18 protein-coding genes are annotated in these 24,922 nt (G+C 70.9%); 14 read left to right on the top strand and 4 right to left on the bottom strand.

The window, feature by feature from the left end; all coding sequences use genetic code 11:
- Positions 1 to 165 precede the first annotated feature (165 nt).
- Positions 166 to 1,509 carry an OFA family MFS transporter gene (locus tag ABZ906_RS03330; RefSeq protein ID WP_361198254.1) on the bottom strand — a complete coding sequence of 448 codons (1,344 nt, stop codon included), beginning with the start codon at positions 1,507 to 1,509 and terminating at the stop codon, positions 166 to 168.
- A 195-nt stretch (positions 1,510 to 1,704) separates the two neighbouring features.
- On the opposite strand from ABZ906_RS03330, the gene ABZ906_RS03325 reads away from it, so the two are divergent.
- Genes ABZ906_RS03325 through fdhD form a run of 5 tightly spaced genes read left to right on the top strand, consistent with a single transcriptional unit; the run spans position 1,705 to position 8,452 of the window.
- Positions 1,705 to 2,682, top strand: a complete 978-nt coding sequence (locus tag ABZ906_RS03325; protein WP_361376734.1) for a 2-dehydropantoate 2-reductase — start codon at positions 1,705 to 1,707, stop codon at positions 2,680 to 2,682.
- A 22-nt stretch (positions 2,683 to 2,704) separates the two neighbouring features.
- The gene (locus tag ABZ906_RS03320; RefSeq protein WP_361376731.1) at positions 2,705 to 4,630 is read left to right on the top strand and encodes a molybdopterin-dependent oxidoreductase; all 1,926 of its coding nucleotides are present in this window, start codon (positions 2,705 to 2,707) and stop codon (positions 4,628 to 4,630) included.
- A gap of 29 nt (positions 4,631 to 4,659) precedes the next feature.
- Positions 4,660 to 6,726, top strand: a complete 2,067-nt coding sequence (locus ABZ906_RS03315) for an NADH-ubiquinone oxidoreductase-F iron-sulfur binding region domain-containing protein (protein WP_361376728.1) — start codon at positions 4,660 to 4,662, stop codon at positions 6,724 to 6,726.
- Positions 6,723 to 7,583, top strand: a complete 861-nt coding sequence (locus tag ABZ906_RS03310; protein ID WP_361198241.1) for a 2Fe-2S iron-sulfur cluster-binding protein — start codon at positions 6,723 to 6,725, stop codon at positions 7,581 to 7,583. The genes ABZ906_RS03315 and ABZ906_RS03310 overlap by 4 nt, the downstream gene beginning before the upstream one ends.
- A gap of 5 nt (positions 7,584 to 7,588) precedes the next feature.
- The gene (gene fdhD / locus ABZ906_RS03305) at positions 7,589 to 8,452 is read left to right on the top strand and encodes a formate dehydrogenase accessory sulfurtransferase FdhD (protein WP_361376725.1); all 864 of its coding nucleotides are present in this window, start codon (positions 7,589 to 7,591) and stop codon (positions 8,450 to 8,452) included.
- 78 nt (positions 8,453 to 8,530) lie between these two features.
- On the opposite strand, the gene ABZ906_RS03300 is transcribed toward fdhD, so the two are convergent.
- Positions 8,531 to 8,998, bottom strand: coding sequence for a MarR family winged helix-turn-helix transcriptional regulator (locus tag ABZ906_RS03300; protein ID WP_361376723.1), 468 nt, complete (start codon positions 8,996 to 8,998; stop codon positions 8,531 to 8,533).
- 91 nt (positions 8,999 to 9,089) lie between these two features.
- On the opposite strand from ABZ906_RS03300, the gene ABZ906_RS03295 reads away from it, so the two are divergent.
- The 3 genes from ABZ906_RS03295 to ABZ906_RS03285 all read left to right on the top strand — a co-directional run bounded on the left by ABZ906_RS03295 (position 9,090) and on the right by ABZ906_RS03285 (position 13,325).
- A complete protein-coding gene (locus ABZ906_RS03295) occupies positions 9,090 to 10,022 on the top strand; it encodes a zinc-binding dehydrogenase (RefSeq protein ID WP_361376720.1) in 933 nt (310 codons plus the stop codon).
- Between the two features lie 134 nt (positions 10,023 to 10,156).
- Entirely contained in the window at positions 10,157 to 12,058 is a 1,902-nt protein-coding gene (locus ABZ906_RS03290) for a sialidase family protein (protein WP_361376717.1), read from the top strand.
- 10 nt (positions 12,059 to 12,068) lie between these two features.
- Positions 12,069 to 13,325 carry a hypothetical protein gene (locus ABZ906_RS03285; RefSeq protein ID WP_361376714.1) on the top strand — a complete coding sequence of 419 codons (1,257 nt, stop codon included), beginning with the start codon at positions 12,069 to 12,071 and terminating at the stop codon, positions 13,323 to 13,325.
- Here ABZ906_RS03285 and ABZ906_RS03280 read toward each other — a convergent pair.
- Positions 13,261 to 14,307 carry a bile acid:sodium symporter family protein gene (locus tag ABZ906_RS03280; RefSeq protein WP_361376711.1) on the bottom strand — a complete coding sequence of 349 codons (1,047 nt, stop codon included), beginning with the start codon at positions 14,305 to 14,307 and terminating at the stop codon, positions 13,261 to 13,263. The two genes, ABZ906_RS03285 and ABZ906_RS03280, sit on opposite strands and share 65 nt — an antisense overlap.
- Before the next feature lie 125 nt (positions 14,308 to 14,432).
- Between ABZ906_RS03280 and ABZ906_RS03275 the strand changes: the two genes are divergently transcribed.
- The gene (locus tag ABZ906_RS03275) at positions 14,433 to 15,305 is read left to right on the top strand and encodes a LysR substrate-binding domain-containing protein (RefSeq protein WP_361376708.1); all 873 of its coding nucleotides are present in this window, start codon (positions 14,433 to 14,435) and stop codon (positions 15,303 to 15,305) included.
- 9 nt (positions 15,306 to 15,314) lie between these two features.
- Here the strand turns inward: ABZ906_RS03275 and ABZ906_RS03270 are convergent, their stop codons facing one another.
- The gene (locus ABZ906_RS03270; protein ID WP_361376705.1) at positions 15,315 to 16,331 is read right to left on the bottom strand and encodes an AsnC family transcriptional regulator; all 1,017 of its coding nucleotides are present in this window, start codon (positions 16,329 to 16,331) and stop codon (positions 15,315 to 15,317) included.
- 100 nt (positions 16,332 to 16,431) lie between these two features.
- On the opposite strand from ABZ906_RS03270, the gene ABZ906_RS03265 reads away from it, so the two are divergent.
- The 5 genes from ABZ906_RS03265 (at position 16,432) to ABZ906_RS03245 (ending at position 24,911) form a co-directional block, all read left to right on the top strand.
- Positions 16,432 to 17,946, top strand: a complete 1,515-nt coding sequence (locus tag ABZ906_RS03265) for an MFS transporter (protein WP_361376702.1) — start codon at positions 16,432 to 16,434, stop codon at positions 17,944 to 17,946.
- A gap of 205 nt (positions 17,947 to 18,151) precedes the next feature.
- Entirely contained in the window at positions 18,152 to 19,975 is a 1,824-nt protein-coding gene (locus ABZ906_RS03260; protein WP_361376699.1) for an AMP-binding protein, read from the top strand.
- Positions 19,976 to 20,085: 110 nt separating this feature from the next.
- Positions 20,086 to 21,348, top strand: a complete 1,263-nt coding sequence (locus ABZ906_RS03255; RefSeq protein WP_361376696.1) for an ABC transporter substrate-binding protein — start codon at positions 20,086 to 20,088, stop codon at positions 21,346 to 21,348.
- A 27-nt stretch (positions 21,349 to 21,375) separates the two neighbouring features.
- A complete protein-coding gene (locus ABZ906_RS03250) occupies positions 21,376 to 24,138 on the top strand; it encodes an ATP-binding cassette domain-containing protein (RefSeq protein ID WP_361376693.1) in 2,763 nt (920 codons plus the stop codon).
- Positions 24,135 to 24,911, top strand: coding sequence for an ABC transporter ATP-binding protein (locus ABZ906_RS03245; protein ID WP_361376690.1), 777 nt, complete (start codon positions 24,135 to 24,137; stop codon positions 24,909 to 24,911). The genes ABZ906_RS03250 and ABZ906_RS03245 overlap by 4 nt, the downstream gene beginning before the upstream one ends.
- Positions 24,912 to 24,922: the final 11 nt, after the last annotated feature.

Genomic DNA, 24,922 nt, shown 5'->3' with positions numbered 1-24,922 from the left:
CACGTAAAGCGACAGGAAACGGGCGCGGGGTTTGGACACTTCTCATCATCGCGTCACCCGGTAAAAAGCTGGGTGGCCTTGTGTACGAGTTCATACAGCCCATATGCGAGCGGAACGCCCACCCAGAGCCAGGCGCCGACGATCAGCGCCCGGCGGCGGGGCGGACTACTTGGCGGCGTGCTGGTCGGTGCCGTCATGGGCTTCCTCCTTCGGGTCCTTCGGGGCGGGGATGTGGTGGCGGGCGTGGACGGGACGGACGAACTCGTTCGCCACGAAGCCGACGACGAGGAGGCCGATCATGATCGTGAGGGAGAGGCCGTAGAGCCCGGCCCCGCTCTTGCCCGCTTCCTCCTGGCGGTCGGCGACCCAGTTGACGATCAGCGGACCGAGGACGCCCGCCGTGGACCAGGCGGTGAGGAGACGGCCGTGGATCGCGCCGACCTGGTAGGTCCCGAAGAGGTCCTTCAGATACGCGGGGATCGTCGCGAAGCCGCCTCCGTAGAAGGAGAGGATCACCAGCGCGCAGACCACGAAGAGCGGTTTCGAGCTGTCCCCGAAGCCGGCGATCAGCAGATACATCAGGGCGCCGACGCCCAGGTAGACGCGGTAGACGTTCTTGCGGCCGATCAGGTCGGACGCCGACGACCAGCCGATGCGCCCGGCCATGTTGGCGGCGGAGAGCAGGGCGACGAAGCCCGCCGCCGCGGCGGCCGAGACCGGCGTCGAGGTGTCGGAGAAGAAGTCGGTGATCATCGGCGCCGCCTTCTCCAGGATGCCGATGCCCGCGGTGACGTTCATGCAGAGCACGATCCACAGGCACCAGAACTGCGGGGTGCGCACCGCGGCCTTCGCGGAGACCTGCGGCCCGTCGAGCACGCCGGGGGCGCCGGGCTTGCGCGCCCCTTCCGTACGCGGCACCCGGACCAGGAACACGCCGAGCGCCATGAAGACGGCGTACGTCAGGCCGTGCACGAGGAAGGCGAGCGCGATGCCGTCCTTGTCCGTGCCGAAGGAGTCCAGCATCTGCGCCGACCACGGGGACGCGATGAGCGCGCCGCCGCCGAAGCCCATGATCGCGATGCCGGTCGCCATGCCGGGGCGGTCGGGGAACCACTTGATCAGGGTCGAGACGGGCGAGATGTAGCCGATGCCGAGGCCGATGCCGCCGACGAAGCCGTACCCGAAGACGATCAGCCAGAACTGGCCGGTCGCCGCGCCGAGCGCCGAGATCAGGAAGCCGGACGAGAAGCAGACGAGGGCGACCGTCATCGCCCAGCGCGGTCCGTTGCGCTCCACGAGCGTGCCGCCGAAGGCCGCCGAGAGACCGAGCATGACGATGCCGAGCTGGAAGGGGAGCGCGCTCTGCGTGCCGCTGAGGTCGAGCGCGGATTCCAGCGGGGGTTTGAAGACGCTCCAGGCATAGGCCTGGCCGATGGAGAGATGTACGGACAGGGCGGCGGGCGGTACGAGCCAGCGACTCCATCCCGGGGGTGCGACGGGAGGCTTCATGATCCCAAACAGTAGGAACCGACCGGAGAGTTGGGAAGGGGGTCAAGCCGAATCCGTCGACGGTATGCAATGTGCCGCGCGACCCCTTGCTGCCCCAACTTCCATACTGTAGACAATATTCCATCGACAGTCATGACATGCGATGTCGACCTCTGAGCCTTCTTCGGAACCCTCGACCGAACGGAGCGCGCCACCGTGAAAGTCGCAGTCCTCGGCGCCGGTGCGATCGGCGCCTACGTCGGAGCCGCGCTGCACCGCGCCGGTGCCGACGTCCATCTCGTCGCCCGTGGACCGCATTTGGCGGCCATGAGGCAGCACGGAGTACGTGTCCGCAGCCCGCGCGGCGACTTCACCGCACGGGCCCACGCCACCGACGACCCGGCCGACATCGGCCCCGTCGACTTTGTCTTCCTGGGCCTGAAGGCCAACTCGTACGCGGCGTGCGGGCCGCTGATCGAGCCTCTTCTGCACGACACGACGGCGGTCGTCGCCGCCCAGAACGGCATCCCCTGGTGGTACTTCCACCGGCACGGCGGCCCGCACGACGGCCACCGCGTCACGAGCGTGGACCCCGACGGCGCGGTCAGTGCGGTGATCGCGCCCGAGCGGGCCATCGGATGCGTGGTGTACGCGGCGACCGAACTGGAGGGGCCGGGAATCGTCCGGCACCTGGAAGGAACCCGCTTCTCCGTCGGGGAACCCGACCGCTCGCGCTCCGGGCGCTGTCTCGCCTTCAGCGAGGCCATGCAGGCGGGCGGCCTGAAGTGCCCCGTCGAACCCGAACTGCGCGGCGACATCTGGATCAAGCTGCTCGGCAACATCTCCTTCAACCCGATCAGCGCGCTCGCCCGCGCCACGATGCGCGAGATGTGCCTGCACGGCGGCACCCGGCGCGTCATCGAGATCATGATGAACGAGACGCTCGCCGTCGCGGCGGCCCTCGGCTGCCGCCCCGACATCTCCGTCGAACGGCGCCTGGCGGGCGCCGAGCGCGTGGGCGACCACCGCACCTCCACACTCCAGGACCTGGAGCGCGGCAAACCGCTGGAACTCGACGTGCTGCTCGCGGCCGTCGTGGAACTCGCGGAGATCACCGGGGTCCCGGTGCCGACGCTCCGCACCGTCCACGCCATCTCGGATCTGCTGGCCGACCGCATGAGGAGCGCGGCATGAACGAGACCACGAGGAGCCCGGCATGAGCAGGAAACGGGACCGGTCGACCAAGACGTACACCCGCCTCACCCACCCCCTCGTACGCGACTCGCGCGACGAGCCGTTCCGCAGGGCGACCTGGGACGAGGCGCTGTCCCGGACGGCGGCCGGGCTGCGCGAGGCGCACGGCGCGTTCGGGATGTTCTCCTGCGCCCGGGCGACCAACGAGATGAACTACGTGGCGCAGAAGTTCGCCCGCGTGGTGATGGGCACGAACAACGTCGACTCCTGCAACCGCACCTGCCACGCACCGAGCGTCGCGGGCCTGTCGGCGGCCTTCGGGTCGGGCGGCGGCACGTCTTCCTACGAAGAGGTCGAGCACACCGATCTGATCGTGATGTGGGGCTCCAACGCACGCTTCGCGCACCCGATCTTCTTCCAGCACGTCCTGAAGGGGATCAGGAACGGCGCCCGGATGTACGCCGTCGACCCGCGCCGCACCAAGACCGCCGAGTGGGCGGAGAGCTGGCTCGGCCTGAACGTCGGCACGGACATCCCGATGGCGCACGCGATCGGCCGCGAGATCATCCACGCGGGCCTGGCCAACCGGGCGTTCGTCGAGCGGGCCACGTCCGGCTTCGAGGAGTACGCGGCCCTGGTCGAACCGTGGACGCTCTCGCTCGCCGAGAAGGTGACGGGCGTACCGGCCGCCGCCATAAGGGAGTTGGCGCACGCCTACGCACGGGCCGAACGGGCCCAGCTGTGCTGGACGCTCGGCATCACCGAGCACCACAACGGCACGGACAACGTCCGCGCGCTGATCAATCTCTCGCTCCTGACCGGCCACGTGGGTCGGTACGGCTCGGGCCTGCAACCCCTGCGCGGGCAGAACAACGTGCAGGGCGGCGGCGACATGGGGGCGATCCCCAACCGCCTTCCCGGCTTCCAGGACATCCTCGACCCGGACACCCGGCTGAAGTTCGAGACGGCCTGGGACACGGTCATCCAGCCGCGCTACGGACTGAACCTCACCGAGATGTTCGAGGCGATGGAGGAGGGCTCGCTCAAGGCCGTCTACTGCATCGGCGAGAACCCGGCGCAGTCGGAGGCGGACAGCGAGCAGGCGGTGCGGCGGATGCGCGCCCTGGACTTCTTCGTCGTCCAGGACATCTTCCTCACCAAGACCGCCGAGCTCGCCGATGTCGTGCTGCCCGCGACCGCTGCCTGGGCGGAGACCGACGGCACGACGACCAACAGCGAGCGGCGCGTACAGCGGGTGCGCAAGGCCGTGCGGCCGCCCGGTGAGGCGCGCGAGGACATCGACATCCTCTGCGACCTCGCCGAACGGCTCGGTCACGACTGGAAGTACGCGGACGCGCAGGCGGTCTGGGACGAGCTGCGGTCGGTTTCGCCGGACCACTGGGGCATGACGTACGACCGTCTCGAATCGTTGCAGGGCATCCAGTGGCCGTGCCCGTCGGAGGAACGGGTCGAACCGACCTATCTGCACGGGAGGTTGTGGGACGCGGATCCCGCGCGGCGGGGCGAGCTCGCCCCCTTCGGACTCGTGGCGCACGATCCGCCGGTCGACCTCACGGACGAGGCGTTTCCGATCCGCCTGACGACGGGACGGCGCCTCGACTCCTACAACACCGGGGTACAGAGCGGGAGTTTCGCCTCGCCGCTGCGGCGGGGCGAGTACGTCGAGCTGTGCCCGGAGGACGCGGAGCGGTACGGGGTCGTGGTCGGCGAGGAGGTCCGGGTGTCGTCGCGGCGCGGCGCGGTGACGGCGCCGGTGTGGGTCGACACCGGCCTTCGGCCCGGTCTGGCCTTCATGACCATGCATTTTCCCGACGAGGTCGACACCAACCAGCTCACGATCGAAGCCAATTGCCCCATCGCGGGCACGGCGGAGTTCAAGGCGTCGGCGATACGTATCGACAAGCTGACCGAGCCAGTTCGGCAGTGATCAGTTCGCCAGTGAGGTGAGGGTGACGTATGGATCTGCACTTCGGTGACAGCAAGCCGACGGACGAGGAGCGGGCGGCCGTCGACGCGGTGCTCGGGCCGCCGGAGTCCGCGTGGGAGGTCCCTTCGGGGATGATCGCCGACCGCAGCGACGCGGATCTGCGGTGGGCGCGGGGCGGGCGGGCGGCGCGGGAGCGGCGGGATGAGCTGTTGCCGGGGTTGCACGCGCTCAACGATCGCGTGGGGTGGGTGAGCGAGGGGGGCCTCGACTACCTCTGCCGGCGGCTGATGGTGCCGCCGGCGGAGGGGTACGGGGTGGCCACGTTCTACTCCATGTTCTCGGTGCGGCCGCGTCCCGCGACGGTGGTGCGGGTGTGTACGGATCTTGCGTGTGGGGGCGGGGCGGAGTTGTGCGGGGAGGTGGAGGCTCGTCTTGGCCCCGCTGCCGGGGTGGCCGTCGAGCAGAGCCCCTGCCTGGGGTTGTGCGAGCGGGCGCCGGCCGCGTTGGTGGTGCGGGCCGGTGCCGGTGCGCCTGCGGCGCCTTGTTCCCCAACCCCGCCCCTTCCCGAAAACTCGCTGGCGCGAGGGCCTGAGGTCACGGCCAATCGCCTTGACGGCTCGTCCTCAAACGCCGGACGGGCTAAACCCCCTTCAGCCCGTCCGGCGTTTGAGGACGAACTCGGCGGAGCCGGTGATCGACAGCAACCAGGGCCCCCGCGCCAGAGCGGGTTTTCGGGAAGGGGCGGGGTTGGGGACAAGGAATACGTCACCGCAACCATCGCCCCCGCCACACCCGAAACTCTCGTCCAAGCCGCCCTCGCCCCGGAAGACGCCCCGCAAGAGCCCCCCGCAGCCCTCGCCGTCCCCCAAGCAGGCCAACAAGGCCTCCTGCTGCTCAGCAGGATCGGCAGAGTCGACCCCACCTCCCTGGACGACTACCGAGCCCACGGCGGCTACACCGCCCTCCGCACCGCCTTCGCCATCGGCCCCGCCGCCGTCATCCGCGAAGTGACCGACTCCGGCCTCCTCGGCCGAGGAGGCGCCGCCTTCCCCACGGGAAGGAAGTGGCAGGCCACCGCGGCCCAACCGGACCACCCTCACTACCTCGTCTGCAACGCGGACGAATCCGAACCCGGCACCTTCAAGGACCGGGTGATCATGGAGGGCGATCCGTACGCGCTCATCGAGGCGATGACCGTCGCGGGGTACGCGACCGGCGCCCACCTCGGCTACCTCTATCTCCGCGGCGAGTACCCCCGCGCGCTCCGGATGCTGGAGCACGCCATCGCGCAGGCCAGGGCCCGCGGCTTCCTCGGGGACGACGTACTCGGGCAGGGGTACGCCTTCGACATCGAGATCCGGCGCGGTGCGGGAGCGTACATCTGCGGGGAGGAGACCGCCCTTTTCAACTCCATCGAGGGGTATCGGGGGGAGCCGAGGTCCAAGCCGCCCTTCCCGGTGGAGAAGGGGCTCTTCGGGAAGCCCACCGCCGAGAACAACGTCGAGACCCTCGTCAACGTGCTCCCGATCCTCACCATGGGCGCACCGGCCTACGCCGCCATCGGCACGGAGAAGTCCACCGGGCCCAAGCTCTTCTGCGTCTCCGGAAGCGTCGAACGCCCCGGCATCTACGAACTCCCCTTCGGCGCCACCCTCGGCGACCTCCTCGCCCTCGCCGGAAAGCCGGACAACCTCCACGCGGTCCTCCTGGGCGGCGCGGCCGGAGGCTTCGTACGGCCCGACGAGCTGGACATCCCGCTCACCTTCGAGGGGACGAGGGACGCGGGCACCACCCTTGGCTCCGGTGTCGTCCTCGTCCTGGACGACACCGTGCCGCTCCCCCGGGTTCTCCTGCGCATCGCCGAGTTCTTCCGGGACGAGTCCTGCGGACAGTGCGTGCCCTGCCGGGTCGGCACCGTCCGCCAGGAGGAGGCCCTGCACCGCATCGTCGAGCAGACCGGGGCCGCTGCCGCCGGTGACATCGCGCTCCTGCGGGAGGTGGGGCGGACCATGCGGGACGCCTCGATCTGCGGGCTCGGCCAGACCGCGTGGAACGCCGTGGAATCCGCCATCGACCGTCTGGGGGCGTACAAGTGACCGCCGTACCGCTGGGAATCCCGCGCCGCCTCGTCGAGTTCACGCTCGACGGACAGGACACCCGAGTGCCCGAGGGGTCGACCATCCTGGACGCCTGCCGGGCCGCGGGCAAGGACGTGCCGACCCTGTGCGAGGGCGACACCCTCACCCCGAAGAACGCCTGCCGGGTGTGTGTCGTCGAGGTCGAGGGCGCCCGGACACTGGCCCCGGCCTGCTCGCGCCGCGCCGAGCCGGGCATGACCGTCCTGACCGACACCGAGCGCACCCGGCACAGCCGCAAGGTCGTCCTTGAACTGCTCGCTTCGTCCGTCGACATGTCGACCACGCCGAAGGTCGCGGGGTGGCTGAAGGAGTACGACGCCAAACCCGACCGCTTCGGGCCCGACGCCGCCCGGGTCAACGAGGAGCCCAGGGTCGACAACGACCTCTACGTGCGCGACTACGACAAGTGCATCCTCTGCTACAAGTGCGTCGACGCCTGCGGCGACCAGTGGCAGAACACGTTCGCCATCTCCGTGACGGGCCGCGGCTTCGACGCCCGGATCGCCGTCGAGCACGACGGTCCGCTGACCGACTCCGCGTGCGTGTACTGCGGCAACTGCATCGAGGTCTGCCCCACCGGCGCGCTCAGTTTCAAGTCCGAGTTCGACATGCGGGCCGCCGGGACCTGGGACGAGGAGCGGCAGACCGAGACGACGACGGTGTGCGCGTACTGCGGAGTCGGCTGCAATCTGACCCTGCACGTGCAGGACAATGACATCGTGAAGGTCACCTCACCGCATGACAATCCGGTGACCCACGGCAACCTCTGCATCAAGGGCCGTTTCGGCTACCAGCACGTACAGAACCGGGACTGATCGACATGGGACGAGTCACGGAGCGCCGCCGCGTCATCCGCATCCGCGAGGGAGGCGTCAGCGAGCGCCCCGACACGCTCGTCGCGGAGGAACCGCTGGAGATCCGGCTCAACGGAAAGCCCCTGGCCATCACGATGCGCACGCCGGGTGACGACTTCGCGCTGGCGGCGGGCTTCCTGGTGAGCGAGGGGGTCCTTGCCTCGGCGGACGAGCTTCAGTCCATCGTCTACTGCGCGGGGGCGACGGCGGACGGCTCGAACACGTACAACGTGGTCGACGTGAAGACCGCTCCGGGGCTCGTCCTGCCCGACATCAATCTCGAACGCAACGTCTACACCACCTCGTCCTGCGGCCTGTGCGGCAAGGCGAGCCTGGACGCGGTCCGTACGACGGCCCGCTGGGTCATCGACGACACGGACGGCGGCTCCGCTCCCCCGGTCCGGCTCGGGACCGAGCTGCTCGCCTGCCTCCCCGACCGGCTGCGCGCGGCGCAGCGGGTCTTCGACCGGACCGGGGGCCTGCACGCGGCGGCGCTCTTCTCCGAGGACGGTGAACTCCTCGACATACGGGAGGACGTGGGCCGGCACAACGCGGTCGACAAGCTCGTCGGGCGGGCCCTCCAGGACGGCCGCCTTCCGCTGTCGCGTGCCGTGCTGCTCGTCTCCGGGCGCGCCTCCTTCGAGCTGGCGCAGAAGGCCGTGATGGCAGGCATTCCGATGCTCGCCGCCGTCTCCGCACCCTCCTCCCTCGCCGTCGATCTGGCCGCCGAGACGGGCCTGACCCTGGTCGGTTTCCTGCGCGGCTCCTCCATGAACGTGTACGCGGGCGAGCACCGGATCGCCATGGGGGCCGCGGCCTCCAGGGGCTGACCGGCCGCTCCCGCTGCACGGCGGCGGGACCCCGGCCGGCGGGGAGCGCCCCCTGCGCCGGCGGGGTCCCGCCTCGCTCTATGCCCCGGTGTCGGGAGAGGTGCCCTCGGAGGTGCCCGAGATCCGGGTGAGCAGGGCCAGGAACTGCTCCCGCTCGGCGGCGGTGAGGGGTGCCAGGAGTGCGTCGTTGGCGCGCCGCGCCACCTCGGCACAGCGCTCCAGGGTCCGCTCGCCCTTCTCCGTGATCGTGATCGCGTTCTTGCGGCGGTCGGCGGGATCGGGCGCGCGCAGGACGAGTCCGGCGTCCTGCAGATCGTTGATGACGCCGACCAGGTCCTTGGGGTCGAGCGAGATGCTGCGGCCCAGTGCGGCCTGTGCGACGGAGCCCTGGTCGGCGACGGCGGAGAGCGCCACGTGGTGCCACATCTTCATGTCCTCGCCGGCCAGCGCATCGGCGACGAGTCCGCGGCCGCGGGCCGCCGCGCGCCCGAGGAGCCAGCTGGGGAGCGTGCGGATGGCGCTGGGGGCGGGCGGTGTCTTGGGCATGGGGTGACCCTACCCAAGAATCGTTGGACTTCCCAATGAAAGTGTGCGTACCGTTGGGCGTCCCAACGATTCTCCCGTGTCTGGAGTGTGCATGCGTCGCGTTCGGTACGAACACAGCGGTGGCCCCGAGGTCCTCTTCACCGAGGACGTGCCCGTACCCGCGCCGGGGCCCGGCGAGCTCCTCGTGCGCGTCGGCGCGGCGGGCGTCACGCTTCCCGTCGTGCGCAAGGTCCGCGAGCCCCGCGATCCGATCCCGCTCGGCGGGGAGATCGCCGGAGAGGTGGTCTCCACCGGCGACGGCGTGAGCGGCTACGCGGCGGGCGACCGCGTCACGGGGCTCTGCTTCGGGCACGGATACGCCGAGTTCGCGCTTCTGCACGTCACGATGGCGTCGCCCGTCCCGCACGGGGCGAGCGCCGTCGACGCCGTCGCCCTCGTCCGCAGCGGACTCGTCGCGTACGGCGCGCTCGACGCCGCCCGCCCCGAACCCGGCGAAGCCGCGCTGATCACCGCGGCGGCCGGCGGGGTCGGCCATCTCGCCCTGCAACTGGCCCGGTTGAGGGGTGCCGCACGGGTCGTGGGAGCCGTGTCGGGAGCCGGGGCGGCCGGCAAGACCGACCTCGTGCGCTCGCTCGGCGCCGACGAGGTCGTCACGTACGGCGAAGAGACGTGGGGAGAGCCCGTCGACTACGTCCTCGACGCCGTCGGCGGCGAACTGCTCACGCCCGCCGTGCGGGCCCTGGCACCGCACGGGCGGCTCGTCGCGTACAGCTCGGGCGGCGGCACCCTCCAGGCCTACGACCTGCTGGTGGGCGCCAAGTCGGTCACCGGCTTCCAGATGGGGCTCGTCGCACGCGGGCGGCCCGAGGCGTACGAAGCCTGGCGGCGCGAGGTGTGGACGCTCTTCGGCACCGGAGCGCTGCGTCCCTTCGTGCACGCGGAGTTCGCCCTCGAGGACGCGGCGAAGGCGCATGCGGCGATCGAGACACGGAGCAACCTCGGAAAAGTCGTACTGATTCCCTGACGCTGACCAGGCCGCACCCATTCGTGCCACGCACGCTTCTTGTGGGGTGTCGAGCCACCCCAGTAGCGTCTGTGAGGCGAACGTTGGACGTGGGATGTCAGGATGTCCAGTCACCTTGAAGGGTGGACCGCGCCATGCCATCAGCTCTCCGTGTACGCCTCAGATCCTTGCGCACCGCCGTGGCCGCGCTGGCCGTCGCCGCCTGTGCCGGGGCGCTGCTCCCCGGGCCTTCGGCGCAGGCCGCGCCGGACGCCCGCGCGACGGGATTCGAGCAGCAGGTGCTCTTCAAGGCCTCGCAGGATCCCGGTTACGCCTGCTACCGCATCCCCGCCGTGGTGAAGACGGTGAAGGGCACGCTTCTCGCCTTCGCCGAGGGGCGGGTGAACGACTGCAGCGACGCGGGCGACATAGACATCGTGGTCAAACGGTCGCACGACGGCGGCCGCACCTGGAGTCCGCTCCAGGTCGTGAACGAAGGCGCGGGCGACACGCACGGCAACCCCGCCCCGGTCGTGGACCGCAGGACCGGCCGCGTCGTCCTGGCCGAGACATGGAACACCGGGCGCACGGACGGGCAGAACTGCGCCGTGCCCTGCGACCGCACCCCGCACCTCCAGTACAGCGACGACGACGGCCGCAGCTGGTCGGCGCCGCGCGACCTGAGCGACCAGATCCTGCCCGAGGACTGGAACTCGTGGTACGCCACCGGGCCCGTGCACGGCCTCCAGCTGACCCGCGGCCGGCACGCGGGGCGGCTCGTCTTCACCGCCAACACCGAGACGTGGAACGGCAGTCGGGTCACCGCCAACCACGCGGCGCTGATCGTCAGCGACGACGGCGGCGACAACTGGAAGATCGGCGCCACGGACTCGTACCCGATACCGGCCGACGGCACCTTCCGGCAGAAGCCGTCGGAGATGACCGTCACGGAGCGCCCGGACGGGGCCCTCTACGTCAGCGGGCGCGAGCAGGACGGCACCGATCTCGGGCACCGCACCCACACGGTCAGCCGCGACGGGGGCAACAGCTTCACCGCGCCCTTCAAGGCCATTCCCGATCTCTACGCACCCCAAGTCCAGTGCTCCACGCTCCAGTTCGGCAAGCGCATGCTGCTCGCCTGCCCCGGTGACCCCGACCGGCGCCGCACGATGCAGATCCGCTCCTCGTACGACGGCGGCCGCACCTGGGAGAGCGTGGACCGCGGTACGACGGTGACCGCGGACTGGTCCGGCTACTCCGACCTGGTGCGGGCCGACGACGGGCACGTGGGTCTGATGTACGAGGGCGGCGCGGTCGACGCCCGGGACGAGATCCGCTTCGCGCGCTTCACCGAGGACTGGCTGCAGCCGCGCCGCGGGCCCGACCCGACGACCACCGACCGCGCGCCGCGCGCGAAGGGCGCGGCCGTGCTCGGCGGGGCGTCCACGACCGAGGGGCGGTTCGGCGGGGCCGTCTCCTTCGACGGCACGAACGACGCCGTACGCCTGCCCTTCCGCAGAGAACTGCCGCTCGGCAACAAGGACTTCACGGCATCGCTGTGGTTCCGCTACTCCGCCACCAGCGGTGAACAGCCCCTGCTGTGGATGGGCGGCATCGGCACCAACCAGCCGCAGGTGTGGCTGCGGGGCGAGCCCGCGAGCAACCGCGTCACCGGACTGATCACCACGCGCGAGGGCGCCACTGCCCCGAAGTCCGCGTCGGTGCGCACCACGAGCGCCTACAACGACGGCCGGTGGCACCACATCGCGCTGCGCCGCGGCGGAGGGCAGCTGACGCTGTCCGTCGACGGCACACGGATCACCACCGCCGACGTGCCGGGCACGGTGACCCGCAACTCCGGATACGGATTCCACGTCGGCCAACGGATCGACAGCCGCGCCCACTTCACCGGAGCCATCGATGAAGTACGCGTCTACGACCGGGCATTGAGCGACGACGAGCTGACCCGGCTCGGAAGTGACGGCGGCGCCAAGGCTCCTGTGACGCGGGACACCGTGGCATGGCTCCCCATGGACCACATCCGCCCGAGCAACTAACGTCCCGCACGTGTCCGTCGACCAAGGTCAACGCGGAGGCCGGAACGCGCGCAGGACCTGGATCGTCCTGCTGCTCGCCCTGGCCTGTGCGGCCGTGCTCCTCATCGCCCTCCCGGAAGACCGGGAGGGCGATGACGCATGCCAGGCGCGGACCGTCTCGTCCTGGGCCGCCGACGACAAGGTGACCGGGGCGTTCGCCCGCTACGGCGACGACACGACGCGGGCGGACGACTGGACCGGCGGCGACGGCACCCACTCGGTGCGGCTGCCGGACGGGCGGCTCCTGTGGCTGTTCTCCGACACGTTCCTCGGCCAGGTCCACGCACCGCCCAACCCGGCGGGCCAGCCGCACACCTGGCGTGACACGACCGCGCCGATGGTCCGCAACTCCGCCGTGGTGATGTCGCGTTCGGGCACCTTGCAGCGCACCCTGCCCGCCCCGCTCTTCCCCGACCCGGCACCGCAGCAGTGGCGCTGGCCGGTCGCGGCGAAGGTGGAGCCCCGCTCCCCCGGCTCGTCCGACGAGGTCGTACGCGTCCTTCTGTGGACCCGCGCCACCGGGACGGGCCCGTGGATCTACGGCGTCCCGACCGGCACCGAGGTCGCCACGCTCTCGCTGCCCGATCTGCGCGTCGAGGGCATCGTGAAGGTCTCCGACCAGAGTTCCGTTCCGGAGCCCGACAAGCGCGTCCTGTACGGCACGACGACGGTCGACGACGGCGACTGGACGTACGTCTTCGGCGGCAACGACGGCAAGGCCGCCGCCCGCCCCGCCTCGCACGCCTATGTGGCACGCGTCCCCAAGGGCAGACTCGCGGAGCCCGGCGCGTGGCGGTACTGGGACGGCGACGACTGGACGGAGTCCGGCAAGCCGCGCCACGTCCTGGGCGACGGCGAACGCAAGGGCGTGGGCAGCGCGTTCACGGTGGTGCGCGTGAAGGGCACCTACGTCCTGTTCACCATGGCCGCGGGCACCGAGGGCCTGACCAACGTGACCTCGTACTGGGCGTGTGCGCCCACCGGCCCCTGGCACGGCCCCGCGAAGGGCTTCTCGACGCCCCTGCCGAAGGACGGCGCGGCCGAGCAGGACATGGCCGCGTACAACCCCCAGGCCCATCCGGCGCTCAGCGGGAACGGACGGCTGCTGCTCAGCTACGACGTCAACTGGCTGGACGCGGCGCCCCAGAGCGCGCAGGCCAACGTCAGCCGGAACGTGTCCCTGTACCGACCGCGGTTCGTGTCTCTGCGGCTCGCGACGGCTCGGTGACGCCGGGGAAGTCCTCGGGATCGCGCGAGCGCCGCTTGGCGATCACCGCGCAGACCATCAGCTGCATCTGGTGGAAGAGCATCAGGGGCAGCACGGCGAGCGAGGCCTGGGCCCCGAACAGGACGCTGGCCATGGGCAGTCCGGCCGCCAGGGACTTCTTCGACCCGGCGAACTGGATGGCCACGCGGTCGGCGCGGTCGAAGCCCATCTTCTTGGCCCCGTACCAGGTGAGGGCGAGCATCACGGCGAGCAGCACCGCCTCGACGCCGAGCAGCGCGCCGAGCCGCAGCGGCGTCACCTGGTGCCAGATGCCCTGCACCATGCCCTCGCTGAACGCGGTGTAGACGACGAGCAGGATCGAGCCGCGGTCGACGTAGCCGAGCACCTTCTTGTGGCGTGCGACGAAGCCGCCGATCCAGCGGCGCAGGAACTGGCCCGCGAGGAACGGCACGAGGAGTTGCAGCACGATCTTCAGGACCGAGTCGGCGGAGAACCCGCCCCCGCTGTTGCCGAGCAGGGCCGCCGCGAGCAGCGGCGTGATGACGATTCCGGCGAGCGAGGAGAAGGAGCCCGCGCAGATCGCCGCGGGGACGTTGCCGCGGGCCATGGAGGTGAAGGCGATCGACGACTGGATCGTGGAGGGCACGAGCGTCAGGAAGAGGAACCCGCTGTAGAGGGCGGGCGTCAGGACGTACGGGACGAGTCCCTTGGCCGCGAGCCCGAGCAGCGGGAAGACGAGGAACGTACAGGCCAGGACGGTGACGTGGAGCCGCCAGTGCTTGAGCCCGTCGAGGGCCTCGCGGGTGGAGAGCCGCACCCCGTAGAGGAAGAAGAGGAACGCGACGGCGGCGGTGGACGCCCCGCCCGCGATGTCGGCGCCGACGCCGCGCGCGGGCAGCAGCGCGGCGACACCTACCGTGCCGAGCAACGCCAGGATGTAGGGGTCGATCGGCATCCAGGAGGGCCAGCTCGGGCGTTTCACTTCGCTCCATCGGTTCGGTTCGCATCGTGCCCTCTCGATGATCCTCCTGATCACCGCAATCGGGAATCCCGGATACCGCTCTGACTGTCATCACGTTCCGCGATAGCCGCGCTAGCCTGGTGACCATGTACGACCCCGCCCAGCTCCGTACGTTCCTCGCCGTGGCCCAGACGCTGAGCTTCACGCAGGCCGCCCGGCGTCTGGGGCTTCGCCAGTCCACGGTGAGCCAGCACGTGCGCCGCCTGGAGGACGCCACCGGACGCCAGCTCTTCGCGCGCGACACGCACTCGGTGGAGCTGACCGAGGACGGCGAGGCGATGCTCGGGTTCGCGCGGCGGATCCTGGAGGTGCACGAGCAGGCGTCGGCTTTCTTCACCGGGACGCGGCTCGGCGGGCGGCTGCGGTTCGGGGCCTCGGAGGACTTCGTCCTGACCCGGCTCACCGACATCCTGGAGTCGTTCCGGCACGACCACCCGGAGGTCGATCTGGAGCTGACGGTCGAGCTGTCCGGCACGCTGCACGAGAAGCTGGACGCGGGCAAGCTCGATCTCGTCCTGGCCAAGCGGCGCCCGGAGGACCCGCGCGGCGAGCTGGTCTGGCACGACGAACTGGTGTGGATCGGCGCCGAGCGGCTGCGGCTCGACCCCGAGCGGCCGGTGCCGCTCGTCGTGTTCCCGCCGCCGGGCATCTCCCGCGCGCTGGCCCTGGAGGCCCTGGAGCGGCGCGGGCGTGCCTGGCGGATCGCCTGCACGAGCGGCAGCCTGAACGGCCTGGTCGCGGCGGCCCGTGCGGGGCTCGGTGTGATGGCGCACTCGCACGGCCTGATCCCGCCGGGCCTGGTCCGCGTCCCGGAGCGGGCGGGCCTCCCCGAGCTGGGCGCGGTCGACTTCGTGCTTCTGCACGGCGAGCGGCGGGCCTCGGCGCAGGGAGCGGCGGACGCGCTCGCGGCGTCGATCCTGGCGGGCGGGGACCGGCTGCACCGGCGGCGGCAGCGGTGACGGACGGCCTCAGCGCAGGTGGGGCCGGTAGGTGAGCTGCTTGACGCGGCGCATGAACGGCGCGCTCTCGACGTGCTGGACACCGTCGAGCCGGCCGAGCTTCCCGCTGAGGTAGGCGTAGAGCGCGGGGATGTCGCGGGTCACGGCCGTCGCCATGATGTTCGAGGGCCCCGCGACGGCGCTCGCGTGGGCGATCTCGGCGTGGGAGGCCAGCGCCCTGCCCACCGAGTCCAGGGCCCGGGGGGCGGTGGTGATCCAGAGCATCGCCCCGACGTGCAGGTCGATGAGGGTGTTGGCGTACTCGATGTCGATGTAGATCGCGCCGGATGCCAGCAGAGCGCCGAGGCGGCGCTTGACCGCGGACTCCGAGCGTCCGGTGGCCCGCTGGAGCTCCGGGTAGGTCGCGCGGCCGTCCTCTTCGAGCGCGGCGACGAGCGGCTCGTCCTCCGGCTCGATCCGCGGGCGTCCGTCGGCGCCGACGGCGGAGGGGCCGCTCGTCGTGGCGGGGCTCAGGGCGGCGCTCTCCGCGCCGGTGAGCGGCCCGTGTTTCATCAGCCAGCCGTCGGGGCCGCCGAAGAAGCGGTGCAGGACCTGCTGGGCGTGGATGTCGATGATGTGCGGGGTGCGCGGGAGCTTGCCGAGCAGCAGGTCGTCCTGGTCGGTGCGGGTGCGGGGCCGGGTGCAGCAGACGACCTCGGTGCCGCCGGAGGTGAGGCCGATCCACGCGGTGTCGGGGCGGCGGGCCAGGGCGGCGGCGATGGCCTCGGCGCCGTCGGGGGCGCAGCGAAGGCGCAGCATCCACTGGTCGTGGCCGAGCTTCTCGTGGTCCCGGACGGCGACGACCCGCAGGCTGCCGTCGGAGACGAGCCTGCGATAGCGCCGTGCCACGGTCTGGTCGGAGACACCGAGGACGGCGGCGATCTTGGAGAAGGGCGCGCGTCCGTCGATCTCCAGCGCCTGGAGGAGTCGGACGTCCAGCGAGTCCTGTGCGGCCAGGATGTGGGATTCCGCGACTGCGATGCCCATCGGTGTCGGATTCCTTCGTTCTCACATGGCTGGTGACGTCGATCGTCCGGCCGGCCTCCATCGTACGAGGGTCACACCGAATCGCACGAGGAGACTGGACATGCGTACATGGGGGCCGCTCACAGCGGTATGCCTGGGGACGTTCATGCTGCTGCTGGACGTGACCATCGTGGTGGTGGCACTGCCCGACATGGCGAGGGCGCTCGACGCCTCGCTGAGTGATCTGCAGTGGGTGATCGACGGCTACGCGCTCGCCCTCGCCGCACTGCTGCTCGGCGTCGGGGCCGCGGCGGACGTGCTCGGCCGGCGACGGCTCAACGTGGCGGGGACGGCGCTCTTCGCGCTCGCCTCGCTCGGCTGCGGGCTCGCCACGAACGCGGACGTCCTGGTGGCCGCCCGCGCCTTGCAGGGGCTCGGCGCCGCGGCGATGTTCGCGACGACCCTGCCACTGCTCGGCGCCGCCTACCAGGGGCGGGACCGGTCGGTCGCGCTCGGCGTCTGGGGCGCGGTCAGCGGGGCCGCGGCGGCAATGGGGCCGATCGTGGGCGGGCTGCTCACCGAGGGTCCCGGCTGGCGGTGGATCTTCTTCGTGAACCTGCCGGTGAGCGTCGCGGCGATGTGGCTGACGCTGCGCGTGGTGCCGGAGTCGAAGGGGCAGGCGGGCCGGCGGGTCGACTGGGCGGGCACGGTGACGTTCGCGCTCTTCGCGGGCGCGCTGACGTACGGGGTGGTGCGGGCCGGTTCCGAGGGCTGGACGTCGGCGCCCACCGCGGTGACCCTCGCGGTCGCGGTGCTCGCGCTCGCCGCCTTCGTGGCCGTGGAGCGCCGCGTCGCGCATCCGCTGCTGGACCTGAGGCTCCTGCGCGTGCCGTCCTTCACGGGCGTCCTGGTCGGCGCGATCGGGTACAACGCGGCCGCGTTCGGCCTGATGCCCTATCTGTCGATCTGGCTCCAGACCGTGCTCGGGATGAGCCCGGTGACCGGCAGCCTCGTCATGCTGCCGCTGGCCGCGACCTCGTTCGTGGTGGCCGCGATCGGCGGACGGCTCCTGCACGGGGTGCCCGCGCGGCTGACGATCGGCGTGGGTCTGCTCCTGATCGGCGCGGGCGGGGTCGCGCTCGCGGTGCTCGACGCCGGGTCGTCCTGGGGCGCGCTCGTGCCCGGGCTCACGCTCGCGGGCGTCGGCACCGGCCTGGTCTCGCCGGCGCTCGGGGGCGCGGCCCTCGCGGCGGTGCCGCCCGCGAACTCCGGGATGGCGGGCGGTGCGGTCAACACCTTCCGCCAGCTCGGGTACGCGCTCGGCGTCGCCGTCTTCGGCACGGTCCTCACCTCGCGCATGCAGGACACGCTCGGCCATGACGCGGCTCACACCGTCGCGGGCGGCGGCGCGGCGGCGATGCGTGGCACGCTTTCCGATCATGCGGTGCGGACGGCGTTCGCCTCCGGCCTGAACGCGGCGGCGGTCGTCGCGGGCGTGGTGGGTCTGGCGGCGGGAGCGGCGGTCCTGGTCATGGTGCGGTCGGCGCGCACGGCTCCGGGAGCTTCCGGCAGCGCACCGGAAGCGAAGGTTCCGGCACCTGCCGAGCCGGTCGCCGCGAGCCAGTCACAGCCGTAATCGCTGCGTACAGATTCGGTGGAGATTACGCCACCGAAACTTACTGAACCGTAAGTATTCTGTCCCGCCCTCTCCCCTTGTGGCCGGATTTACCCGTGTGACCAGCGTGAATGGTACGTACCGAGGGGTCGGTCACCCCTCTCCCGCCGGGCTCCGCGGTGGGGTACCGTCACCGGCGCTGTGCGGAGCGCCACAAGGAGCATCATTGCGCGAGTTCACGAACCCTCCGATGGCGTCGGCGCCGCTGGTGGGCGGCCTTGCCGACGTCGTGTTCGACCATGCCCTCGCGGATCCGCTCCACATCGCCTTCGGCCGCAAGACCGACGGCGAGTGGCGTGACGTCACATCGGCGGAATTCCGCGACCAGGTGATGTCGCTCGCCAAGGGACTGCTCGCCCAGGGCGTGCGCTTCGGCGACCGGGTCGCCATCATGTGCCGCACCCGCTACGAGTGGACGCTCTTCGACTACGCGCTCTGGACGGTCGGCGCCCAGGTGGTGCCGGTCTACCCCACGTCCTCGGCCGAGCAGGTCTTCTGGATGCTGCACGACGCGCAGGTGTCGGCCGCCATGGTCGAGCACGAGGACCACGCGATGACGATCGGCTCGGTGATCGACCGGCTGCCGCAGCTGCGCAGGCTGTGGCAGCTGGACGCCGACGCCGTGGACGAGCTGAACCGCGCGGGCGCGGACGTCGACGACGAGGTGGTCAACCGCCACCGGCGCGCCGTCACGCCCGACTCGATCGCCACGATCATCTACACCTCGGGCACCACGGGCCGCCCCAAGGGCTGTCTGATCTCCCACGCGAACTTCATGTTCGAGGCCCAGACGGTCATCCAGCGCTGGGAGCCGGTCTTCCACTCCCGGCGCGGCGACGAGGCGACAACGTTGCTCTTCCTGCCCCTGGCACACGTCTTCGGACGGATGGTGCAGGTGGCCGGGGTCAGCGGCGGGGTCAAGCTGGGCCACCAGCCGAGCCTGAACGCGGCGGCGCTCATCCCGGACCTCGCGGCGTTCCGGCCCTCCTTCATCCTGGCCGTGCCCTACATCTTCGAGAAGGTGTTCAACGCCGCGCGGCGCAAGGCCGAGAAGGACGGCAAGTCGGGCCCCTTCGACAAGGCCGTGGAGTGCGCCGTGCGGTACGCGGACGCGATGGAGGCCAGGGCCTTCGGTACCGGACCGGGGCCTTCGGCCGCCCTGCGCATGCAGCACTCGCTCTTCGACAAGCTCGTCTACTCCAAGGTCCGCGACGCCATGGGCGGCCGGGTGCGGCACGCGATGTCGGGCGGCTCGGGGATGGACCGGCGCCTGGGCCTGTTCTTCTCGGGCGCGGGGGTCGAGATCTACGAGGGCTACGGCCTGACCGAGTCCACCGCGGCCGCGACCGCCAATCCGCCCGAGCGCACCCGCTACGGCACGGTGGGCCAGGCCATCCCCGGCACCACCGTGCACATCGCGGACGACGGCGAGATCTGGCTGAACGGCGGCAACGTCTTCCAGGGCTACCTCAACAACCCCAAGGCCACCGACTCGACCCTGCACGACGGCTGGCTCGCCACCGGTGACCTGGGCGCGCTCGACGAGGACGGTTACCTCACGATCACCGGGCGCAAGAAGGAGATCCTGGTGACCTCCGGCGGCAAGAGCGTCTCGCCGGGGCAGCTGGAGGAGCGGGTACGCGATCATCCGCTGGTCGCGCAGTGCATCGTCGTGGGCAACGACCGGCCCTACATCGCGGCGCTCGTCACCCTGGACGGCGAGGCCGTCGAGCACTGGCTGACCATGCGGCGCAAGCCGTCGATGCCCCCGAACGACCTGGTGCGCGACCCGGATCTGGAGACCGAGGTGCGGCGGGCCGTGGTGGCCGCCAACACCCTGGTCTCGCAGGCCGAGTCGATCCGTACGTTCCGGATACTGGCGCACCAGTTCTCGGAGGAGCACGGGTTGCTGACCCCTTCGCTGAAGCTCAAGCGCAAGGCCATCGAGACGGCCTACTCGGCGGAGGTCGAGGCTCTGTACCGGGCGTGAGGTGAGCGCGGCGAGTTTCTGACGGTTCATCAATTACCGCCGCGTCAGTTATTGACGGTTCATCAGGTCGCGCACAGAATCACCCTCACTTCGTCGGAGGGGGCTGACCCGTGTCGCGTTCGATCCGCACCATCACCGCCACCGTGGCCGCACTGCTGCTGGCCACCGCCTGCAACTCCGCGTCCAACAGCAGCGGTTCGAGCGGCGGCGACAAGGCGGGCGGCTCCGTACGCGGGGTGAGCGCCGACTCCGTCAAGGTCGGCGGCATCGTCTCCATGACGACCGCGAGCGGTTACAGCAAGAAGGACACCGATCTCGGGGCCAAGGCCCGTTTCGAGCGCGCGAACGCCGAAGGCGGCGTGCACGGGCGGAAGATCGACTACCTGGGCGCGGAGGACGACGGCCAGGACCCCGGCAAGAATCTCGCGGCGGCGCGCAAACTCGTCCAGCAGGACAAGGTGTTCGCCATCGCGCCGATGAGCTCGGTCACCTTCTCGGGATCGGACTTCCTGCAGAAGCAGAAGGTCCCCACGTTCGGCTGGGGCACCATCCCGCCGTTCTGCGGCCCCAGTTACATGTACGGCTTCGGCGGCTGCATGGTGCCGATGCCGGGCGGCACCATCACACAGAGCTGGCCCGAGGGCCTGAAGAAGGTGACGGAAGGGTCGAAGGGCAAGTCCGTGGCGATCCTCGCCAACGACAACGACGCGGGCACCTTCGCCATCCGCACCTACAAGCAGAGCTTCGCCGCCGCCGGTTACAAGGTGACGTACGCCAAGTCGACCGTCCCCGCGACCTCCGTGCCCAGCGACTGGTCGGCGTACACCAAGGAGATCCTGCGCTCGGATGGCGGCAAGGCGCCGGACGTCGTCATCTCCGTGATGCAGACCCCGTACAACATCGGCCTGTTCACGGCCGTCAAGCGCTCCGGGTTCAAGGGTGTGATCACCGACCCGACCGACTACGACCCCGGTCTGCTCGCCAAGAGCGCGACGAAGAAGGCGCTCGACGGCGTGCACATCCTCCTCGCCTTCCAGCCGTTCGAGCAGAACACCGCGGCGATGAAGCAGTTCAAGGCCGACATCAGGAAGACGGCGGGCGAGGATGTGCCGCTCAACATGCACATGATGACCGGCTATATGTCGGCGGACCTCTTCCTCGCCGTCGCCGAGAAGGCGGGCAAGAACCTGACCGTCGACTCCTTCCAGGAGGCGGCGAACGGCTTCGCCGACAAGGACACGATGGTCGGCGACCGCAGCCTGCCCAAAGGCCAGAAGGAGTCGTTCGGCTGCGGCGCGCTCGTCCAGCTCAAGGACGGGAAGTACGAGGTGTCCGCGCCCTTCACGTGCTACGAACCCATCCCCTTCAAGTAGACGTCTGAGTAGAAGGGCGGGGCAGCCATGTCCGACCTGCTGGGATTCGTGCTGAGCGGTCTCGTCTCCGGCGCCCTGTACGCGCTGCTCGCGACGGGCCTCGTCCTGTCCTACTCCGCGTCCGGCCTCTTCAACTTCGCGCACGGAGCGACCGCCTACCTCTGCGCGCTCGCCTTCTACGAACTGCACTCCGGCTTCGGCTGGCCCGCCGTGCCGACGGCACTCCTTCTCGTGTGTGTGGTGGCGCCCGCGCTCGGCTGGGGTCTTGACCGGCTGATGTTCCGCAAGCTGGCGAGGGTGGGCGAGACCGCGCAGATCGTGGCGACGATCGGGCTGCTCGTCGCGCTGCCCGCGCTCGGTCTGTGGGCGGTCGAGCTCCTTGAGGACGCGGGAGCGCCCGTCAAACCGGCCGAGAACCAGTTCGGGCTGCCGGGCGTCGGGCCGAGCCCCGCCGAGAACTGGCAGCTCATGGACGGGGTCGGTATCGACTCCGACCAGCTGATCACCTGGGTCGCGACGGCCGTGGTCGCGATCGGCCTGTGGGTCCTGATGCGGCACACACCGCTGGGCCTTCGGCTGCGGGCCGCGGTGGACAACCGCTCGCTCGTGGAGCTGCGGGGCATGAGCGCGGACCGGCTCTCCTCGGTGGCGTGGATGCTGTCGTCAGGTCTTGCGGGGTTGGCGGGTGTCCTTGCGACTCCCTTGCTGGGGTTGTCGTCCCACGACTTCACCCTCTTCCTCTTCGTGTCGGCCACCGCCGCCGTACTCGGGCGCTTCATGTCGATTCCGCTGGCGTTCGCGGGCGGGCTCGGACTGGGTGTGCTGCAGAATCTGGTCGCCGGGTACGCGGATTTCGCGGAGAAGATCACCGGCTTCCGTACGGCCGTCCCGTTCCTGATCCTTTTCGCCGGGCTGCTCGTGATGACGCGGCGGCAGCGGACGGCGGGCACGGCGGCGGTGGACGCGCCGCCGATCGACTATCTCGCCGGGAAGTCGTGGCTGCGCAGGTGGGGGCCGTGGGCGGTGGGCGGCGTGCTGCTCGCGCTCTCCTTCTATACGGTGACCACGCCCTTCTGGAGCGGCATCCTCGCGCAGGGTCTCGCGATCTCGCTGGTCTTCATCTCCTTCACCGTGGTGACGGGGCTCGGCGCGATGGTGTCCCTGGCGCAGGCGACGTTCGTGACGGGCGCGGCGCTCGTGGCGGGGCTCCTGATGAGCCACGGGTGGCCGTTCATCGCCGCGGCCCTCGTGGGAACGTGCGGGGCGGCGGTGCTCGGCGCCCTGGTCGCGCTGCCGGCGCTGCGGTTGGGTGGGCGGTCCTTGGCTCTCGCCACGCTCGCCCTGGCGTTCCTCGCCGACCAAGTCCTCTTCCAAATGGGGTGGTTGAGGAACGGTGACACCGGGTGGGAGATTCCGCGTGCCGTCTTCGGTCCCGTCGACCTGGGCGACGACCGGGCGATGGGCGTGGCGATGGTCGTCCTGGTGGCGGTGGCCGTCGCCGCGCTGAGTGCGCTGCGGGGGTCGGCCACGGGACGGGCGATGCTGGCGGTGCGGTCCGCTCCGGCCGCCGCCATGGCCTCCGGCGTCTCGGTGGTGCGCACCAAGCTGCTCCTCTTCACCCTGTCGGCGGGGATGGCGGGGTTCGGCGGCGTGATGTACGCGTCGTTCAACACCCGTATCACCGCGACGGACTTCACCGCGATGACGGGGCTCGTGTGGCTCGCGGTGGTGGTGGCCGCGGGGGTGCGCAGGCCGCAGTTCGCGGTGGTGGCCGGGCTCGTCTTCGCGATCGTGCCGCATCTGATCGCGGACTACGTGACGGAGTCCGTGCAATTGCCAGTGATCTTGTTCGGGTTGGCGGGGCTTGCGCTGGCCAATGATCCTGACGGGTACTGCGCGGCGGTTTCGGTACGGATGCATCGGCGGCGCGTGGCGGGGGTTGCGGCCCGTGGGGGTCCCCCCGCACGAAGCCCGGGGGAAATCGAGGACGGACTCGCCGGAGCCGGTGACCGACGGCCACCGGTGGCGGCGGAGCCGATTCCGGGCAGGGGCGGGATCGAGGAAAGGACACCCGCTCTGGCCCTGCGCGACGTCCACGCGGGCTACGACGGCACCCCCGTCCTGCACGGAGTGACCCTCACCGTCCGCCCCGGCGAGATCCTCGCCCTCCTCGGCCCCAACGGAGCGGGCAAGTCCACGACGTGCCGAGCCGCCGCGGGGCTGATCACGCCCGCCGACGGGGAGATCCGCGTCGCCGGGCAGGACGCCACGCGCACCGGCCCCGTCCACCGCTCACGGGCGGGAGTCGTCCTTGCCCCCGAAGGCCGCGGCATCTTCCCCTCCCTCACCATCGAGGAGAACCTCGCCCTGCACCTCCCGGAGGGGGACGCCCGCGATGCCGTGTACGCCCGCTTCCCCGGCCTCGCCGCACGGCGAAAGGTCACTGCGGGCTCCCTCTCCGGGGGAGAACAGCAGATGCTCTCCCTCGCACCCCTCCTCCAGCGTCCGCCGAAGGTGCTCATCGCCGACGAACCGTCCCTCGGCCTCGCACCCCGCGTGGTCGACGAGGTCTTCCGCCTCCTCGCCGAACTCCGCGACGCGGGAACGGGGTTGCTCCTGGTGGAGGAGAAGGCCGCCGAGATCCTCGGCATCGCCGACACCGTCGCCTACCTCGCACAGGGCCGGGTCTCCTGGTGCGGCCCGCGCTCCGAGGTCAGGGCGGATCAACTGACCGAGGCCTATCTGGGCATAGCCGCGCGGGGCCGCACGGAAGGAGTGGGCCGGCCATGAGCGACCGCATCCTCGAAGCCCGCGGCATCGGAGTCAGCTTCGGCGGCATCCATGCCCTCACCGACGTGGACCTGAGCCTGCGCCCCGGCGAGGTCTGCGGACTCATCGGGCCCAACGGCGCGGGAAAGACCACGCTGTTCGACGTCGTCTCCGGCATCCGCCGCCCCGACCGTGGCCGCGTCCTGCTGGAAGGCACCGACATCACCCGCCGCTCCCCCGTCTGGCGCGCCCGGCACGGCATGCGCCGCACCTTCCAGCGCCAGCAGCTCTTCGGGCAGCTGACGGTGGCCGACAACCTGCTCGTCGCGCAGGAGTGGCGGGGCGGCGGTGGCGGATTCGCCGCCGATCTCCTCGCGGCGCCCACCCGGCGCACGCAGGAGAGGGGCAGGCGGGCCCGCGCCTCGACCGTGCTGAAGGAGTGCGGACTCGAGAGCCTGGCCGGCGACTACGCGGGCGCGCTCCCCGTCGGCCGGGCCCGCATGGTGGAACTGGCGCGCGCGGTGGCGGACCCGCCGGGAGTGCTGCTCCTCGACGAGCCCGCTTCCGGCATGACGGCCGGCGAGCGAGCCCAGCTGTCGGCCGTCGTCCGGCACCTCGCGGAGGAGGAGAACTGCGCCGTGCTCCTCGTCGAGCACAACGTCGCCTTCGTGATGGAGCTCTGCGCCCGCGTGGTGGTGCTCGACCTGGGCAAGGTCCTCGCCGAGGGCACGGCGGCCGAGGTACGCGCGGACCCCGCGGTGCGGGACGCGTATCTCGGAACCGCCGCGACCTAGCACGCCGCGAT

The sequence above is a fragment of the Streptomyces sp. NPDC046925 genome, assembly GCF_040644915.1.
Lineage (GTDB): Bacteria > Actinomycetota > Actinomycetes > Streptomycetales > Streptomycetaceae > Streptomyces.
The sequence above is the reverse complement of the archived record's forward strand: the minus strand, read 5'-3'. Positions and strand labels throughout refer to the sequence as shown.